We start from the raw sequence: 16,661 nt of genomic DNA, 5'->3' as shown, positions 1-16,661 counted from the left end.
CAGGAGACGCTGCCATGCATGCCCATCCGCACGACCCGGTGCCGGACCGACTCAGCTGGCGTGACCTGCCCGCGGCGCAGCAGCCCGAGTACCCCGACCCCGAGGCGCTGCGCGCGGTGATCGCGGACCTCGAGACCTTCCCGCCGCTCGTCTTCGCGGGCGAGTGCGACCAGCTGCGCGCCCGGATGGCGGCCGTCGCCAGGGGAGAGGCGTTCCTCCTCCAGGGCGGCGACTGCGCCGAGGCCTTCGACGCGGTGTCCGCCGACCACATCCGCAACAAGCTCAAGACGCTGCTCCAGATGGGCGCCGTCCTGACCTACGCGGCCTCCGTGCCGGTGGTGAAGGTCGGCCGGATCGCGGGGCAGTACTCCAAGCCCCGCTCCAAGCCGACCGAGACCCGCGACGGCGTGACGCTCCCGGTGTACCGGGGCGACTCCGTCAACGGCCTGGACTTCGCGCCCGCGTCCCGCATCCCGGATCCCGAGCGGCTCAAGCGCATGTACCACGCCTCGGCGTCGACGCTGAACCTGGTGCGCGCCTTCACCACCGGCGGGTACGCCGACCTGCGCCAGGTGCACGCCTGGAACCAGGACTTCGTGCGCACCTCGCGCTCGGGCCAGCGCTACGAGCAGCTCGCGCGGGAGATCGACAACGCGCTGAACTTCATGCGGGCCTGCGGCACCGACCCGGAGGAGTTCAGGACCGTCGAGTTCTTCTCCTCGCACGAGGCGCTGCTGCTGGACTACGAGTCCGCCCTGACCCGGGTCGACTCGCGCACCGGCAGGCTGTACGACGTCTCCGCGCACATGGTGTGGATCGGCGAGCGCACCCGGCAGATGGACGGTGCGCACATCGAGTTCGCCTCGCGGATCCGCAACCCGATCGGCATCAAGCTCGGCCCGACCACGACGGCCGAGGAGGCGCTGCGTTACATCGACCGTCTCGACCCCGAGCGGGAGCCGGGCCGGCTGACCTTCATCGTCCGCATGGGTGCCGGGAAGATCCGCGACAAGCTGCCCGAGCTGGTGGAGAAGGTCACGGCGTCCGGTGCCACGGTGGCCTGGGTGACCGACCCGATGCACGGCAACACCTTCGAGGCGGCCTCCGGGCACAAGACGCGCCGCTTCGACGACGTCCTCGACGAGGTCAAGGGCTTCTTCGAGGTGCACAAGGCGCTCGGCACCCACCCGGGCGGCATCCACGTGGAGCTGACCGGCGACGACGTCACCGAGTGCGTGGGCGGCGGCGACGAGATCTTCGTCGACGACCTGCACCAGCGCTACGAGACCGCCTGCGACCCCCGACTGAACCACAGTCAGTCGCTGGACCTCGCCTTCCTCGTGGCGGAGATGTACCGGCGGGACGCCGGCCGGCGGTGGCGCGCGTCCGCGCCCGGAGGAACGGAAGGAAGGAACCGATGATTCCGCGTACGGTCGCCGTGGTGGGCGGCGGCACGATCGCGTCCTCGCTGACCCTGGCGCTGGCCCGCCACGGCGTGCGGGTGCGCCTGGTGCCCGAGAACCTGGCCGGGGCCGGCGCCCAGGCCGGGGCGGTCGCCGGGACCGGTGCTCCGGACCGGCCGGCGGACCTGGCGGTGCTCGCCGTCGCGCCGAGCCGCGTCGGCGCCGTCCTCGCGGACTGCCGGCGACTCGGCGTCGCCGAGGCCTACACCGACACGACCGGCGTGGACGCGGCCGTGGAGCGGGACGCCACGGACGGCCGCGCGGCCGGCCCGGCCGACGTGAGCGGCCCGGACGGCTCCGACTACCTCGCCGGGCATCCGCTGACGGACCTCACCGGGCCCGACGCGTCGGCCGGCCTCTTCGAGGGCCGCCCCTGGGTGCTCGCGCCGACCCCGGCCACCTCGCGGGAGACCCTCAACCGTGTGCTGGGGCTGACCGCGCTGTGCGGTGCCGTCCCCGTCGTCATGGACCACGCGTCCCACGACGCGGCGATGGCCCGGACCGCGCACGTCCCGCGCCTGCTCACCGCCCTCCTGGCCGCCCGCTTCCACCCTCCGCGGCCACGCCTTCTGCGGCTGACGGAGCCGGACCTGTGCGCGGTGCTGCGCCCCGCAGACCTGGACCCGGAGCCGTGGAGCGACCTGCTGCGCGGCAACGCCTCCGCGGTGGCCGCCGTCCTGCGCGAGGTGAGCGCCGACCTCGACGTCCTGCTCGCCGCGCTGGAGGGCGTGGACTCACCGGACGACGCCCACCGGGAACAGAGCGGGAAGCAGCTGGCGCACCTTCTGGAGCAGGGCAGGGACGGGTACGCCGCGGTCGCGGCGCACCACGACGGCCGGACGGGGGGTGTCCGTTGACCGCATTGCGCTGGCTGACCGCGGGGGAGTCGCACGGTCCCGCACTGGTCGCGACGCTGGAGGGTCTTCCCGCCGGCGTGCCGGTCACCACGGAGATGGTGGCGGATCACCTGGCGCGGCGGCGGCTCGGTCACGGCCGCGGTGCGCGGATGAGGTTCGAGCGCGACGAGGTCACGTTCCTGGGCGGGGTGCGGCACGGCCTGACCCTGGGTTCTCCGGTGGCGGTCATGGTGGGCAACACCGAGTGGCCGAAGTGGGAGCAGGTCATGGCCGCCGACCCGGTCGATCCCGAGGTACTGGCCGGCCTCGCCCGCAACGCGCCGCTGACCCGTCCGCGCCCCGGCCACGCGGACCTGGCGGGGATGCAGAAGTACGGCTTCGACGAGGCCCGCCCCATCCTGGAACGCGCCTCGGCCCGGGAGACCGCGGCGCGGGTGGCGCTGGGCGCGGTGGCCAGGTCGTACCTGCGGGAGACGGCCGGTGTGGAGATCGTCTCCCACGTGGTGGAGCTGGCCGGTGCCCGGGCCCCTTACGGGGTCTGTCCGGTTCCGGGTGACGCGGCCAGGCTGGACGCGGATCCGGTGCGCTGCCTCGACGCGGACGCCTCGAAGGCGATGGTCGCGGAGATCGATCAGGCCCACCAGGACGGCGACACCCTCGGCGGTGTGGTCGAGGTCCTGGCCTACGGCGTCCCGGTGGGGCTCGGCTCGCACGTGCACTGGGACCGCAGGCTGGACGCGCGCCTGGCCGCCGCCCTGATGGGCATCCAGGCCATCAAGGGCGTCGAGATCGGCGACGGCTTCGAGCTGGCCCGTGTGCCCGGCTCCCGGGCCCACGACGAGATCGTCAACACCTCCGAGGGCATCCGGCGTGCCTCGCGGCGGTCCGGTGGTACCGAGGGCGGTCTCAGCACGGGTGAGCCGCTGCGGGTGCGCGCGGCGATGAAGCCGATCGCGACCGTGCCGCGCGCGCTGGCCACGGTGGACGTGGTCACCGGCGAGCCCGCCCAGGCCCACCACCAGCGCTCGGACGTGTGCGCGGTGCCGGCCGCCGGCATCGTCGCCGAGGCCATGGTGGCGCTCGTCCTCGCGGACGCCGTCGCGGAGAAGTTCGGCGGCGACTCCGTCCCCGAGACCCGCCGCAACGTGCGGTCGTACCTCGACGGCCTGGGGATCAGGTGAGCGGCGGACCCGCGGTCGTCCTCGTCGGCCCGATGGGGGCGGGCAAGTCCACCGTCGGGCGACTGCTCGCCGGGCGTCTGGGCGTGGGCTACCGGGACACCGACGAGGAGATCGTCGCCGCCCAGGGCCGCACCATCGCCGAGATCTTCGTCGACGAGGGCGAGGAGGCCTTCCGCGCCGTCGAGAAGGCCGCCGTACGCGCCGCGCTCACCGGGAACGACGGTGTCGTCGCGCTCGGCGGCGGGGCGGTCCTCGACCCGGACACGCGCGCCCTGCTCGCCGGGCACCGGGTGGTCTACCTGTCGATGGACGTCGAGGAGGCCGTGAAGCGGACCGGCCTGAACGTGGCCCGCCCGCTGCTGGCGGCCAACCCGCGCAAGCGCTGGCGGGAGCTGATGGAGGCGCGCCGGCACCTGTACGAGGAGGTCGCCACCGCGGTGGTGGCCACCGACGGCCGTACCCCCGAAGAGGTCACCCAGGCAGCCCTGGACGCACTGGAGGAGAAACAGACGTGACGGATCGTGAGTTCTACGTCCTGCTGGGTCCCGACGGCGCAGGGAAGTCCTCCGTGATGGCCGAGCTGTCCACGGCGCTGCCCGGCTGGCGGACCCTGTCGACCGACGACGAGCTGGTGGCCGGCGAGCACGGGCTGATCACCCGGTTGCGCCGGAGCGTCGTCGAGGACGTCCTGCCGGAACTCGGCCGGGCCTACTCCGTCGACTTCCTCGCCCAGCTGCTCGGCACCGCGGTCGTCCACCTGCGGGACCAGCTGGAACGGCAGGACCCGCGGACACCGGTCCTGATGGACTCCTACTACTACAAGATCCTCGCGAAGTGCAGGCTCGCCGGCCTCACGACCCACCCGCTGTACGGCTGGTGGCGCTCCTTCCCGCAGCCGCGCGCGGTGGTCTACCTCGACGTGTCGCCCGAGACCGCCTGGCGCCGCTCGGGCCGGGGCACCCGCCTCAACCCCCTGGAGCACTTCGGTCCCCGGCCCGAGTGGTTCGGCTTCGAGAGCTACCAGAAGAACCTGAGGAAGCTGATGCTGGAGGAGACCGGGCGGCTGCCGGTGACGGTGATCGAGGAGAGCACCGGGCCCGACACCACCGTGGCGGCCGTACGCAAGGCGCTCGCCGCATGAGCGCGGACCCGGGCTGGGGCGCCCCCGGCCACGCCGAGCGCTACCGCCGGCGCGTCCTCGCCGAACAGGCGCGCCTCACGGCCGAACTGGCCGACCTGCCGGGCCGGCAGCAGAGCGTGCTGACCGACCTCCTGGACTTCAACCGCGCGACCGAGTTCGGCCGGCGGCACGACTTCGCCGCGATCCGCACCCTGAGGGACTTCCAGTCGGCCGTACCGATCCAGGACTACGCGGCCCACGCCCCCTGGATCGAGCGCATGGCCGCGGGGGAGCCCGGCGTCCTCACCGCCGACGCCCCGGTGGTCTACTTCACCAGCAGCGGAAGCACCGGGGCCCACAAGAAGATCCCGGTCACCCGGCGCTTCATGAAGACGGTGTTCTTCCCCTTCTACTACGCCGCCTGGGCACCGCTGATCGAAAGCTTCCCGGACCTCATGGACCGGCCCGACGCGATGCTCAACCTCAAGCACGACCCGCCGGCCGCCCCTCCGGTCACCGCCGACGGACATCCCCACGTCGGTGCCAGCCAGGTCGACTTCGGCACGGCGTTCGGTGAGCCGCTCGCGGCGGAGATGGGTACCGCGGCGCCCTGGTCCGCGCTGCGCGTGCCCGTGGCACCCGACGACCACCTCGAACGGATGTACCTGCGGCTGCGACTGGCGGTGCACAGCGACGTCCGCGGCCTCATCGGCATCAACCCGGCGGTGCTCGCGGCCGTGCCGTACCTGCTGGGCCTGTGGTGGCAGCGCATCGTGAAGGAGGTGCGCGACGGCACCCTGGGGGCCGTGCCGTACGGGCCCGGCGATCCCGGGCTGGCCGCCCGGCTGGAGGCGCTCGCCGACTCCTCCGGGCAGGTGCGGCCCGGCGACGTCTGGCCCCGGATCCGCGCCCTGTTCGGGTGGACGACGGGCGTGGCCTCCCTGTACCTGCCCGCCCTGCGCGAGCGGTTCGGGTCCTCGGTCGCCGCCCTGCCCGCACCGGTGGCCGCGTCGGAGGGGCCGGTGGCGGTGCCCCTCGACACGCATCCCACCGCGGGCACCCTCATCCCCTCCGCCTGCGTGTACGAGTTCGCCGACGCCGACGACGACCTCCGCCCCGACACCGCGACCCTCCTCCCGCAGGACCTCGAACCGGACCGCGACTACCACGTCGTCTTCAGCCATGTCGGAGGCCTGTACCGGTACGCCGTCGGCGACGTCGTCCGGGTGGTGGACCGGGTCCGGGGCGTTCCGCGCCTGATGTACGCCGGCCGGTCGACCCGCTCGGACGCGGCCGGTGAACGGCTGCGCGAGGCACAGGTGGTCCGGGCGCTGCAGGAGGCCCTGGCCGGCGCCGGCGTCACCGCGCGCAACGTCGCCTGCCGCGTCGAGGAACCCGCCGGCGGGCCGCCCCGGTACCGGTTCGCCGTCGCCCCGGAGACCCCCTGGCCGGCGGAGGCCTCCGCGCGGTTCACCGCCCTGCTCGACACGGCGCTCGGCGGCCGGTCCGCGGGCTACGCACGGGCCCGGCGCGACGGCCGCCTCGGCGGGGCGGAACTGCTGCCGCTGCACCCCGACAGCTTCCAGCGGGACTGGCACGCGCGCGTGGCCGACGGCAACCGGCCCGCCCAGGTGAAGGACCGGCTGTTCCGGCAGGAAGAACCCCAGTGGCGACGACTGGTCGCCGCGTCCGACGCACTACGAGGAGAAGGCACGTGACGCACGTCCTGGACCCCGCCGACCCCGTCGAGAAGACCGCCCTCCTCACCGCCGCCCTGCGCGCCGCGGAGAGCCTCCGCGAGGACCGGCTCTACACGGACCCGTACGCGGCCACGCTGGTCGGCGACGCCGGGCCCCGGCTCCTGGCCGAGATCCGTGCCGCGACCTTCCCGCCCGACCGGCCGCGCTCCGTCCCGAGCACCCCGGACTACAACGCCATCCGGACCCGGTTCTTCGACGACTTCCTCCAGCGTGCCGTCGGCGAGGCCGGCAGGGCCCAGCTCGTCATGGCCCCCGCCGGCATGGACTCGCGCGCCTACCGGCTCGACTGGCCGGCGGGCCTGCGGTACTTCGAGGTCGACCGCCCGGCCGTGCTCGCGTTCAAGGAGGAGCGGCTGCGCGGCGCCACCCCCCGCGTCGACCACGTCACCGTCGCCGTCGACCTCACCGCCGACGACTGGGAGGACCGGCTCCGCGCCGCCGGGTACGACCCGGACGCGCCCTCCGTGTGGATGCTCGAAGGGCTGCTGTACTACATCCCCGAGCACGACGCCCGCCGCATGCTGGAACGGGTCGCCGCCTTCTGCGCCCCCGGCAGCCTCGTCGCCGCCGACCTCGTCAACGCGGCGGCCCTCACCCTGCCGCACATGCGCCCCCTGCTGGACGTGTTCGAGGGCTGGGGCTGCCCCTGGCTGTTCGGCAGCGACGAACCCGAGGCGCTGTTCGGGCAGTACGGCTTCGACGTGACCGCGGTCCAGCCCGGCGAGCCGGGCGCGGACTTCGGACGCTGGCCCGACCCGGTCCCCGACCGCTCGGTGAAGGACGTCCGGCGGGTCTTCTTCGTCCACGGCCGACGCCGATGACCCGGCCGGTCGTGGTGGCCGGCGGCAGCGTGGCCGGTCTCGCCTGCGCCCTCGCGCTGGGCCGGCGCGGCTTCCCGGTCACGGTGCTGGAACAGGCGCCGCCGCCCCCCGAGGGCCCCGCGCGGCGGGCGGCCGACCGGTGGCACCGGCCCACCGTGGCGCAGCACGGCCACTCCCACGTCCTCACCTCCCTCGGGGTGCGGGTGCTGCGCGACCACGCCCCCGACGTGCTCGACGCAGCCCTCGGCGCCGGCGCCCGCCTGCTCGACCTCACCGACGCGGCGCCCGACCGGCTGGACGACGACGAGCTGGTGGCCCTCGCCGTGCGCCGCCCGGTCCTCGAACTCGTCCTGCGGCAGGTGGTACGGTCCCTGCCCGGCGTCACGTTCGGCCACCGCGTCACCGTGCGGGGCCTGTCCACGGCGGGCCGCCGGGTGACCGGGGTCGTCACCGGCGACGGTGCGCGGCTCCCGGCGTACGCCGTGGTGGACGCCACCGGACGCCGAGGGGCCTGGCGGACCTGGCTGGCGGCCGCGGGCCTGCCCGTGCCGGCCGAGCTGACCGCGCCCACCCGGGTCCGCGGCTTCACCCGCTTCTACCGGCAGACGTCCCCCGGCCCCCTGCCCGGTCCGCTCAACCGCGGCAACGCGGCCGGCGGGATCTGGGGCCACTACGCGGCCGTGGCGCACCCCGCCGACAACGGCACCTACGCGATCACGCTCGGCGTGCCCACGCGGGACCCCGCCACGACCGGCCTGCGCCACCCGTCCGGGTTCACCCGGGTGGCCCGCCTCTCGCCGCACGTCGCCGCCTGGGCCGACCCCGCCGTGGGGGAGCCGGCCGGCCCCGTGCGCCCCATCACCCTGCCCCCCGACATCCTGCGCCGCCAGGCCGACGCGCACGCCGGTCCGGTCGCCGGCCTGTACCCGGTCGGGGACTCCCTGTGCGTCACCAACCCGCTGTTCGGGCGGGGCATGTCCCTGGCGCTGCATCACGCGTTCCTGCTCGCGGACCTCCTCGACGGCGAGACGGGCCCGGCCGCGCGGAACGCGGAACGGGCGGCGGCGCTCGCCGACCGCGTCTACCGGCCGTGGTACGAACACGCCGTCCGCGAGGACACGGCACGCACCGCGCTGTGGCGTGCGCAGGTCACCGGCGGCCCCCCGCCCGCCACGCCGTCCCCCGACGGCCGCCCGCCCCTCGCCGCCGTCGCGGCCGCGGCCGCCGCCGACACCGTGGTGTGGCGCGGCCTGACCCGGGTCCTGATGAGCCTGGACACCGCGGAGGACGTCTTCGACGACGAGGTGTTCCGCAAGCGGGTGGGCTCGGCCCCGGCGCCCGTGGCGCGCGGCCCGCTGCCGCCGACGCGCGCGGAACTGGTCCGGGCCGTCTCCTGCGAGGAGCCCGCATGACCCCCCTCGACCGCCTGGCCGACGCCCCGGCCGACCGCCGGGCCGACCGCCGGGCCGCTGCCGACCACCTGCCCGTCCCCCCGGCCGACCGCTTGGCCGACGTCCCGGCCGACCGCCGGGCCGTCCCCCCGGCCGACCGCCTGGCCGCTGCCGACCACCTGCCCGTCTCCCCGGCCGACCGCCTGGCCGCTGCCGACCACCTGCCCGTCTCCCCGGCCGACCGTTTGGCCGACGCCCCGGCCGACCGCCGAGCCGACCACCTGGCCGTCTCCCCGGCCAGCCGCCCCACCGTCCTGCTCGCGCCCGTCACCGTCACCCCGGCCAAACCCCTGACCCCCAGCCACCTCAAGGGCCTGCTGTGGACCGACGTCATGTTCCGGGCCACCGTCCCGCTCGCGGACGTCACCTACCGCTACAGCCCGACCACCTACCACCTCACCGAACAGACCCTGGGTTTCTGGGAGTTCCTCGACCGCACCCAGGGCGACCTGCCGTACGCCTCGCTGTCGGAGGAGGAGATCGGCGACCTGTACGTCCGGTTCCGCAAGGACACGCCCCCGCCGGCCGAGGCGCTGCGCCCCTACGCCCATGAAGTGGAGCGCAACGGCTGGGTGCACCCGGCGAGCGAGCGCGTGCTGCGGCTGTGGACCGCGCACTACGACGCCCTCGGCCTCCACGACCCGGGGCTGACGCGCCACCAGCCGCCGGGACTCGGCACGGAGGAGATGATCGAGCGGCTCGTCACCCTGGGGATGGGGCTCGACCAGCGGGCCGGCGGCGGACCGGTCTACCTCGACGCCACCCGGTACGGGCTGCCCCTGCGGCAGATCACGACCGCCGACGGGCAGCCCAACTACCTCGCCTGCGCCCTGCGCGAACTGCTCCCGCTGGCACCCGCGTACGACGAGGTCGTGCTCCTCCACGACCCCGAGCTGGCCGCCGACTACCTGCTCCTGCAGCGGGTGCTCGGCGCACTGGGACCGCGGGTGCACCGCGTCCCCGTCGGCCGCGTCCCCGTCGACGGCCGGATCCGGTCGGCCCGGCACGGGGGCTGGCACGACCACACGGCCGGTGCCCTGCTCAGGACCGTCGGCACCGACGGCGACCCCGACGTACGCCAGCTCGCCATGCGGCTGTACTTCATCGCCGGCCTCGGCCCCGGACAGGCCCAGTCGTTCCGCGCCGACCTGCTGCGCAAGAGCCTCGACCGCGCCGAACGGCTGCTGCGCCGGGCCGACGGCCACCGGCTCGGCGCCCCGCGGCTGCACGAGGAACTGCGCCGGCACCGCGGCGCCCACACCCACGTCGACCCCTACCGGCTCACCTCGTCGCTGCTGGCCCGCTCCCGCCGGTCCCTCGGCCACGACCTGCTCTCCACGGTGTACCTATGACCCTCTCCCCGGAACTGCTGCTCACCGTCGCCGCCGAGCGCCTCAGGGCCGCCCGTCCGGACCTCGCGGCCGCGGGCCCGTCCGGCCCGCGCTCCCTCCTCGCGGTGAAGGACGAGATCCGCTCCGCCGCGGGCGCCGCACCCGCCGGCCGGGTGTCGGCCGTCGCCGTCGTCCAGGAGGCCGACCTGCCGTCCTGGACGCGGGAGACGTGCGCGTTCGTGCTGTCCCTCACCCCGGAGCAGACCGACGCCTGGCGCCGGTCCTTCACCCGCACCCTCTACCTGGCGGGCCGCCCCGACAACCTGCGCGAGCGCTTCGCCTTCACGCACGTCGCCCCGGACGCGACGGCCGCCTGGGCCGCGCCCGCGCCGGACGCGGCCACGACCGGGCTGCGCCGGCTGCTCAGGACGTACAGCGGCCGGCGCCCGCTCACGGCCTGGCGCCCCGCCACCGTCGAGGTCCCCGGTGGCGGGGCCCGGGCCGGCGCGTCCGCCGGCCGGCGGCCCGTCCACCGGGACCTGTACCTGTCCACCGCCCAGCTCACCGTGGCCGACGCGCTGGTGCACCTCGGCCATCTCCTCGCCGAGTCCGTCATCGACGGCACCATCGGCCCCGGAGACCGGCTGACCCTGCGCTCCGTCCCGCGTCTGACCGCCCTGCCCGCCCCCTACGCCGCCCTGCGCGTCGACACCGACCAGCACCACCCGGACCGCCTGCGGGCCTACGCCGCACTGACCCAGGAGAACTAGGTGCCTCAGCCCCCGTCCCCCGCCGTCCCCCGCCCGCTGCGCCTCGGAGTCCACGGGTCCTCCCCCCAGCCCGCGCGGCTCGTCGCCGCCGCCGGGTACGACACCGCGCGCGTGGCGCACGTGGGGTACGACGTGCGCGAACCGTTCCGGCTGCTGCGGGCCGGCGAACTGGACCTGATGCTTGTCAAGTATGCGCTGCGCGAGCCGGACATCGTCACCAGCGCGCCCGTCGCCTTCGACCCCCGGGCCGCCCTCGTGCGGGCCGGCCACCCCCTGGCCGCCCGCGACACCCTCTCCGTCGAGGACGTCGCCCCCTACGACGCCTTCCACTGCCCGGGCGACTTCCCGCCGTACGTCTGGGACGAGATCGTGCCGCTCCGCACCCCGCGGGGCCGGCCCATCCACCGGGTGCGGCTCATGGGCACCCCGGCCGACCTGGTGGCGACGCTGACCGGTTCGGACGCCGTCCACCTGTCGTTCCTGTCGCTCGCGGGGAGCCTGCCGCCCGGCGTCCGGGTGATCCCCGTGCCGGACCTCCCGGCCGCCCCGGTCTCCCTCGCCTGGCTGCGGGACGCCCCGCCGTCCCCCGAGCGGGACGCGTTCGTCGCCGCCGCGGAACGGAGCGCGCTCGCCACCGCGGAACGGGGCGCGGACCGGTGACCGCCGCCGACCGGCCCCCGTTCGTCCTGCTGCACGCGCTGCCGCTGGACTCCGCCATGTGGCGGGCGCAGACACGCGAGCTGACGGCGCTGGGCCACCGGGTGCTGGCCGTCGACCAACGCGGGTTCGGCCGGGCACCGCTCGGCACCGCACCGCCCTCGCTCGACCTCGTCGCGGACGACCTCGCGACGGCGCTGGACCGGCAGGGCATCGACCGGATCGTCCTGGCCGGCTGTTCCCTGGGCGGCTACACGGCGCTGGCCTTCCTGCGCCGCCACCCCGGACGCGTCGAGGGTCTGGCCCTGCTGTCCACCCGGGCCGCCGCCGACACCGCCGAGGCCGCGGCCCGGCGTGCGGGCTTCGCCCGGGCCATGCGCGACCCCGCCGCCCGCGACCGGCTCGTCGACGCCACCACGCCGGCGCTGCTCGGCGCCGGCAGCCGCACCCGGCGGCCGGAGCTGCTGCGCGACCTGCTGGCGGCCGTGCGGGCCGCCGACCCCGAGTCCGTCGCCTGGGCGCAGGAGGCCGTCGCCGCCCGGCCGGACGGCCTGGACGTCCTGCGCGCGACCGGTGTCCCGGCGCTCGTCGTCGCCGGGGAGGAGGACGAGCTGGTCTCGGCCGCCGAGGCGCGGGCCACCGCGGACGCGCTGCCCCGGGGACGGCTGGTCGTCCTGCCGGGCGTCGGCCACCTGCCGCCCCTGGAGGCGCCCGGCGAGGTCACCCGCCTGCTCACCGCACTGCACCGCGACGCCACCGCCGTGGCGCGGACCGCGCGAAGGGAACCGTGAGGATGCGGACGACGGACCACGGCTCCTGGGGCTACACCGCCTCCACGGGGCTCGGATTCACCCACGAGGAGATCGTCGACGCGCACTTCGAGGCCTGCGCCGGCCCGTACCGGGCGACGCTCGACTCGGCCGGGATCCAGCCGGGCTGGAGCGTGCTCGACGCCGGCTGCGGGACCGGCGCCTTCCTGCCCTGGCTGGCCGAGGCCGTCGGTCCCGGGGGCCGGGTCAGCGCCGTCGACCTCGCCGCGGAGAACGCCGAACGCGCCGCCGCGCGGATGCGGGCACACGGCAGCCCCTGCCCGGTCGAGGTCCGGCAGGGCGACATCCGGCGGCTGGACCACCCCGACAACAGCTTCGACGCCGTCTGGTGCGCGAACACCACCCAGTACCTCGGCGACGAGGAACTCCTGCAGACCCTGGCCGAGTTCCGGCGGGTCGTACGGCCCGGAGGGACGGTGGCCGTCAAGGACCTCGACGCCGGGCTGATCGTCGTACGCCCGGGGGATCCGTTCCTGTTCCCGGACTTCTTCCGCCGGGCGGCGCGGCAGCCGGGCTACGCACGGCAGTTGCTGCGCACCGGAGAGCTGTACCGGTGGCTGGACCGGGCCGGGCTGACGTCGGTGCGCCAGCACAGCCTGCTGATCGAGCACTTCGCGCCCATGCCGCCGCAGGTGCTGCGGTTCTACACCCTGGCGTGCGCCCGGGTGGCGCGGATGGCGGCCGACGCGGGCGCCGAGGGGCCGTGGCGGGAGTTCCTCGACCCGGAGAGCGCCGCCCACCCGTTGCGCGGTCCGCACGCGTACATCAGGGAGGGCAACACGGTGGCGGTCGGTGTGGTCAGCTGACCGGTCCGGTCCGCAGGACGACGTCCATGAGGCCCGGGAAGCGGGCGTCGAGGTCGTCGCGGCGCAGGGACATCAGGCGATGGGTGCCCTCGACGCGGGTGTGGGTCAGGCCCGCGTCCCGCAGGACCTTCAGATGATGGGAGAGCGTCGACTTGGCCATGGGGATGTTCAGGCCGCTGCACGACTGCTCGTGCGCGTCGCCCAGGTTCTGGACGATGGCCAGCCGGGTGGGGTCGCTCAACGCGTGGAAGACATCCGTCAGTTGGATCTCTTCCCGGCTGGGATGCTTCAGCGTGCGCACCGCGCGGACTCCTCTTCGGGTGAGGGGAGCGGCTCCGCTTCCCTTCGACTTCGGAGATTTGCATAGTATCGAAATAAGGCCCTTGTTCTGGCAGTCGACCTCTTCCTATAGTTCTATTGCTCGCGAACCATTGAACATGAATCATCGTACGCCGATCACAAGGAGGCACGGTGCCCGAGCTGAAGACCGAAGTCGATCCGGCGGAAGTGGGGCTGGACGCCGACCGCTTACGGCGGCTCGACCGGTACCTGGCCTCCTACGTCGACGACGGACGACTGCCCGGCTGGCAGCTCGCCGTGACCCGCCGCGGCAAGGTGGCCCATCTCGCCGAGTACGGCCACCGGGACGTCGAGAACGGCCTGCCCGCCGGCGGCGACACGATCTACCGCGCCTGGTCGATGACCAAGCCCGTCACCTCGGTCGCGGCGATGACCCTGGTCGAGGACGGCACCATCGGCCTGCAGGACCCCGTCAGCCGCTACATCCCGGCCTTCGAGAACGTACGCGTCTACCAGCGCGGACCGGCCACCCGTCCGGTCACCACGCCGGCCGCGAACCCCATCCGCGTCCAGCACCTCCTCAGCCACACCTCGGGGCTGACCTACGGTTTCCACCGGGCCCACCCGGTGGACGAGATCTACACCGCGAACGGCTTCGAGTGGGCCACCCCGCCCGGGCTCGACCTCGCCGCCTGCTGTGAGCAGTGGGCCTCCTTCCCGCTGCTCTTCGAGCCGGGGACCGCCTGGAACTACGGCGTCTCCAGCGATGTGCTCGGCCGTGTCATCGAGGTCGCCTCGGGCCGGAGCCTGGACGAGTTCTTCGCCGAGCGGATCCTCGGACCGCTCGGGATGACCGACACCGCCTTCCACGTCCCGCAGGAGAAGGCCGACCGGCTCGCCGCCTTCTACACCGCGGACCCGGCCACCGGGAAGGCGATCCGCGCCGACCGGATGGGCGCGGGCGCGCTCCACGAGCCCGCCTGCCTGTCCGGCAGCGCCGGACTGGTCACCACCCTCGCCGACTACCACCGCTTCACCCAGATGCTGCTCGGCGAGGGCACCCTCGACGGGGAACGGATCCTCGGTCCCCGCACCGTACGGCACATGCGCCGCAACCACCTGCCCGGCGGCAAGGACCTGCACACGGTGGGCCGTCCGGTCTTCTCCGAGATGCCGACCGCCGGCGTCGGCTTCGGGCTCGGCTTCGCCGTGATCGAGGACCCCGCGGCGGCCGGAGTACCGGCCGGTCCGGGGGAGTACGCCTGGCACAGCGCCGCCGGGACGATCTTCTGGGTGGACCCGGCGGAGGAACTGACCGCGCTGTTCTTCACCCAGCTCATGCCGTCGAGCGCGCACCCGCTGCACAGCCGCCTGCGTCAGCTGGTCAATCAGGCCCTGGTCGACTGAGGGAGCGATCCGCCATGTGCACTCCGGAAACCATCATCGGCGCGGCCTCCGCGGAGCCGCCCGACCGCTCCTGGCGGACCCGCGCCGAAGGAACGGCCGAGCAGGGCGGCACCCCCGCGCCCTTCGTGCCCCAAGGCGCCGTGCGCGACCTCACCCACGTCCTCAGTACCGAGTGGCCCGTCTTCGAACTCTATGTGAAACCGATGGAGATGAGGCGCCTGGCCAACCTGGCCGAACACGAGTACAACGCCTTTGAACTCACCTACAACGAGCACATCGGCACCCATGTCGACGCGCCCGCCCACTTCGACGACGACGGTCTGACCGTCGAGCAGATCCCGGCGCGGAACCTGGTCGCCCCGCTCGCGGTCGTCCGGGTGCGGGAGCGGGCGGCCCGGGACAACCTCACCGAACTGTCGGTGGACGACCTGCTGCGGTGGGAGAGCCGGCACGGCCGCATCCCGGACGGCGCGCTGCTCGCCGTCGACAACGGCTGGTCCGAACGCATCGAGGTCCCCGGCGCCTTCCTCAACTTCGACGAGAAGGAAGGCCACTACCGCCATCCCGGCATCTCCGTCGAGGCCGCGCACTTCCTGGTCGAGGAGCGGTCGCTGGTCGGCGTCGGCATCGACACGCCCAGCCTGGAGCCGGGCAACCGCCCCGCCGACCCCTTCACCCACCGTGTCCTGCTGCCCGCGGGCCTCTACGGCATCGAGAACCTGGCGCACCTGGACACCGTGCCGGACATCGGCGCCACGGTGGTCGTCGGCGCCCCCAAGCACGCCGGCGGCACGGGCGGTCCGGCCCGCGTCCTCGCCTTCGTCTGAGCCGCCGGCGGGGGATCCGCCCGCTGCCGGCTTCTCACCATCCAAGGAGTAACGCAGATGACCGCATCATCCGGTACGGCGGCCCCGACCGACGCGTCCAAGGAGCGCTGGGAGTGGACCGAGGAGCGTTACCGGGACGGGGTGTTCAGCCACGCCGTGGCCACCGAGCGGGAGCGGCTGCGGCTGCTGGAGTCCGTACTGGACGACCACACCCGCGGACACTTCCGGCGCCTCGGCCTGACCTCCGGGCACCGCGTCCTGGAGGTCGGCGGCGGCGGCGGGTCGGTCGCCCGCTGGCTGGCCGGCCAGGGCGCCGACGTCACCGTCACCGACCTCGACACCACCTACCTCGACGAGCTCTCCGAGTCGGGCGTGCGCGTCCTGCGCCACGACGTCTACACGGACGACTTCCCGCAGGGCTCCTTCGACTTCATCCACACGCGGTACGTCGTCATCCACCTGCCCGACCCCGAGCGCGCCGTGGCCCGGCTCGTCCAGTGGCTCAAGCCCGGCGGTGTGCTGCTGCTGGAGGAGCCCGCGTTCTTCCCCATCAAGGACTCCCCGCACCCGGCGTACCACAAGGTCATGCGTGCCTTCCGCGAGCACCTGGAGAGCGCCGTGGGCACCGACACCGAGTGGGCGCGCAACCTTCCGGTGCCGCTGCGGGACAAGGGCCTGGACGGCATCGGGTACGACGCCCGGTTCCAGCGGATCGCCGGCGGCGACAACGAGGCCGAGTGGTGGCGGCTGACGCTGGAGCAGACCCGGGCGGCGGTGGTCGCCGAGGGACTCGCGACCGACGAGGACTTCGAGGCCGCCTACCGCGAGCTGGCCGACCCCGGCTTCCACGACCTCTCCCTCGCTGTCTTCACGGCCTGGGGGACCAGGCAGGACGGCTGACCACAGGCGTCGCGGCCGGTGTCGCGCGGGGTGCGGAACCCGGCGCGGCACCGGCCGTCGTGCGCCGCCCCGGCGCCCGGCCCCAACTCCCTTGAAGGACACGCGTGTCCGGCAGAAGTTGGGGCCAATATCGTTTGACGGCAGATTATTTGATTGCTACGTTTACGAACCAATCGTTGG

General features: G+C 74.4%; 17 protein-coding genes. 16 read left to right on the top strand and 1 reads right to left on the bottom strand.

Translation table 11 applies throughout. The features are described 5' to 3' along the window. Nucleotides 1-14 precede the first annotated feature (14 nt). From ACZ4VF_RS05315 to ACZ4VF_RS05255, 13 genes are read left to right on the top strand one after another with little or no spacing between them, the layout of a single operon-like run. Nucleotides 15-1,421 (top strand): class II 3-deoxy-7-phosphoheptulonate synthase, encoded by a 1,407-nt coding sequence (locus ACZ4VF_RS05315; RefSeq protein ID WP_467923282.1) that lies wholly within the window; start codon nt 15-17, stop codon nt 1,419-1,421. Then, the gene (locus ACZ4VF_RS05310; RefSeq protein WP_467923281.1) at nt 1,418-2,320 is read left to right on the top strand and encodes a prephenate dehydrogenase/arogenate dehydrogenase family protein; all 903 of its coding nucleotides are present in this window, start codon (nt 1,418-1,420) and stop codon (nt 2,318-2,320) included. The genes ACZ4VF_RS05315 and ACZ4VF_RS05310 overlap by 4 nt, the downstream gene beginning before the upstream one ends. Then, nucleotides 2,317-3,501, top strand: coding sequence for a chorismate synthase (aroC, locus tag ACZ4VF_RS05305; RefSeq protein WP_467923280.1), 1,185 nt, complete (start codon nt 2,317-2,319; stop codon nt 3,499-3,501). Before ACZ4VF_RS05310 ends, aroC begins: the two co-directional genes overlap by 4 nt. After that, a complete protein-coding gene (locus ACZ4VF_RS05300; protein WP_467923279.1) occupies nt 3,498-4,016 on the top strand; it encodes a shikimate kinase in 519 nt (172 codons plus the stop codon). The genes aroC and ACZ4VF_RS05300 overlap by 4 nt, the downstream gene beginning before the upstream one ends. Next, the gene (locus ACZ4VF_RS05295) at nt 4,013-4,642 is read left to right on the top strand and encodes a hypothetical protein (RefSeq protein ID WP_467923278.1); all 630 of its coding nucleotides are present in this window, start codon (nt 4,013-4,015) and stop codon (nt 4,640-4,642) included. Before ACZ4VF_RS05300 ends, ACZ4VF_RS05295 begins: the two co-directional genes overlap by 4 nt. Next, nucleotides 4,639-6,339: a GH3 family acyl-acid amido synthetase gene (locus ACZ4VF_RS05290; protein WP_467923277.1), complete on the top strand. Its 1,701-nt coding sequence runs from the start codon at nt 4,639-4,641 to the stop codon at nt 6,337-6,339. Before ACZ4VF_RS05295 ends, ACZ4VF_RS05290 begins: the two co-directional genes overlap by 4 nt. Then, complete coding sequence (locus ACZ4VF_RS05285; protein WP_467923276.1) at nt 6,336-7,202, top strand: class I SAM-dependent methyltransferase; 867 nt, start codon at nt 6,336-6,338, stop codon at nt 7,200-7,202. Before ACZ4VF_RS05290 ends, ACZ4VF_RS05285 begins: the two co-directional genes overlap by 4 nt. Beyond that, nucleotides 7,199-8,614, top strand: coding sequence for an FAD-dependent oxidoreductase (locus tag ACZ4VF_RS05280; protein ID WP_467923275.1), 1,416 nt, complete (start codon nt 7,199-7,201; stop codon nt 8,612-8,614). Before ACZ4VF_RS05285 ends, ACZ4VF_RS05280 begins: the two co-directional genes overlap by 4 nt. Continuing rightward, entirely contained in the window at nt 8,611-10,005 is a 1,395-nt protein-coding gene (locus tag ACZ4VF_RS05275) for a hypothetical protein (protein WP_467923274.1), read from the top strand. Before ACZ4VF_RS05280 ends, ACZ4VF_RS05275 begins: the two co-directional genes overlap by 4 nt. Continuing rightward, nucleotides 10,002-10,754 (top strand): DUF6182 family protein, encoded by a 753-nt coding sequence (locus tag ACZ4VF_RS05270; protein ID WP_467923273.1) that lies wholly within the window; start codon nt 10,002-10,004, stop codon nt 10,752-10,754. The genes ACZ4VF_RS05275 and ACZ4VF_RS05270 overlap by 4 nt, the downstream gene beginning before the upstream one ends. Continuing rightward, the gene (locus tag ACZ4VF_RS05265; protein WP_467923272.1) at nt 10,755-11,414 is read left to right on the top strand and encodes a LysR substrate-binding domain-containing protein; all 660 of its coding nucleotides are present in this window, start codon (nt 10,755-10,757) and stop codon (nt 11,412-11,414) included. It begins immediately after the preceding gene. Then, nucleotides 11,411-12,202, top strand: a complete 792-nt coding sequence (locus ACZ4VF_RS05260; RefSeq protein ID WP_467923271.1) for an alpha/beta fold hydrolase — start codon at nt 11,411-11,413, stop codon at nt 12,200-12,202. Before ACZ4VF_RS05265 ends, ACZ4VF_RS05260 begins: the two co-directional genes overlap by 4 nt. 2 nt (nt 12,203-12,204) lie before the next feature. Then, nucleotides 12,205-13,047 carry a class I SAM-dependent methyltransferase gene (locus ACZ4VF_RS05255; protein WP_467923270.1) on the top strand — a complete coding sequence of 281 codons (843 nt, stop codon included), beginning with the start codon at nt 12,205-12,207 and terminating at the stop codon, nt 13,045-13,047. Here the strand turns inward: ACZ4VF_RS05255 and ACZ4VF_RS05250 are convergent. Further along, nucleotides 13,040-13,348, bottom strand: coding sequence for an ArsR/SmtB family transcription factor (locus ACZ4VF_RS05250; protein ID WP_467923269.1), 309 nt, complete (start codon nt 13,346-13,348; stop codon nt 13,040-13,042). The genes ACZ4VF_RS05255 and ACZ4VF_RS05250 overlap by 8 nt on opposite strands. A 170-nt stretch (nt 13,349-13,518) precedes the next feature. Between ACZ4VF_RS05250 and ACZ4VF_RS05245 the strand changes: the two genes are divergently transcribed. The 3 genes from ACZ4VF_RS05245 to ACZ4VF_RS05235 are packed head-to-tail and all read left to right on the top strand — an operon-like array spanning nt 13,519 to nt 16,481. Beyond that, nucleotides 13,519-14,754, top strand: coding sequence for a serine hydrolase domain-containing protein (locus ACZ4VF_RS05245; RefSeq protein ID WP_467923268.1), 1,236 nt, complete (start codon nt 13,519-13,521; stop codon nt 14,752-14,754). A gap of 14 nt (nt 14,755-14,768) precedes the next feature. Further along, nucleotides 14,769-15,581, top strand: coding sequence for a cyclase family protein (locus tag ACZ4VF_RS05240; protein ID WP_467923267.1), 813 nt, complete (start codon nt 14,769-14,771; stop codon nt 15,579-15,581). A 57-nt stretch (nt 15,582-15,638) separates the two neighbouring features. Beyond that, the gene (locus ACZ4VF_RS05235) at nt 15,639-16,481 is read left to right on the top strand and encodes a class I SAM-dependent methyltransferase (protein ID WP_467923266.1); all 843 of its coding nucleotides are present in this window, start codon (nt 15,639-15,641) and stop codon (nt 16,479-16,481) included. Nucleotides 16,482-16,661: the final 180 nt, after the last annotated feature.

It is taken from the genome of Streptomyces sp. NPDC029151, assembly GCF_055564315.1.
This window is presented reverse-complemented; position numbering and strand designations above follow the sequence as displayed.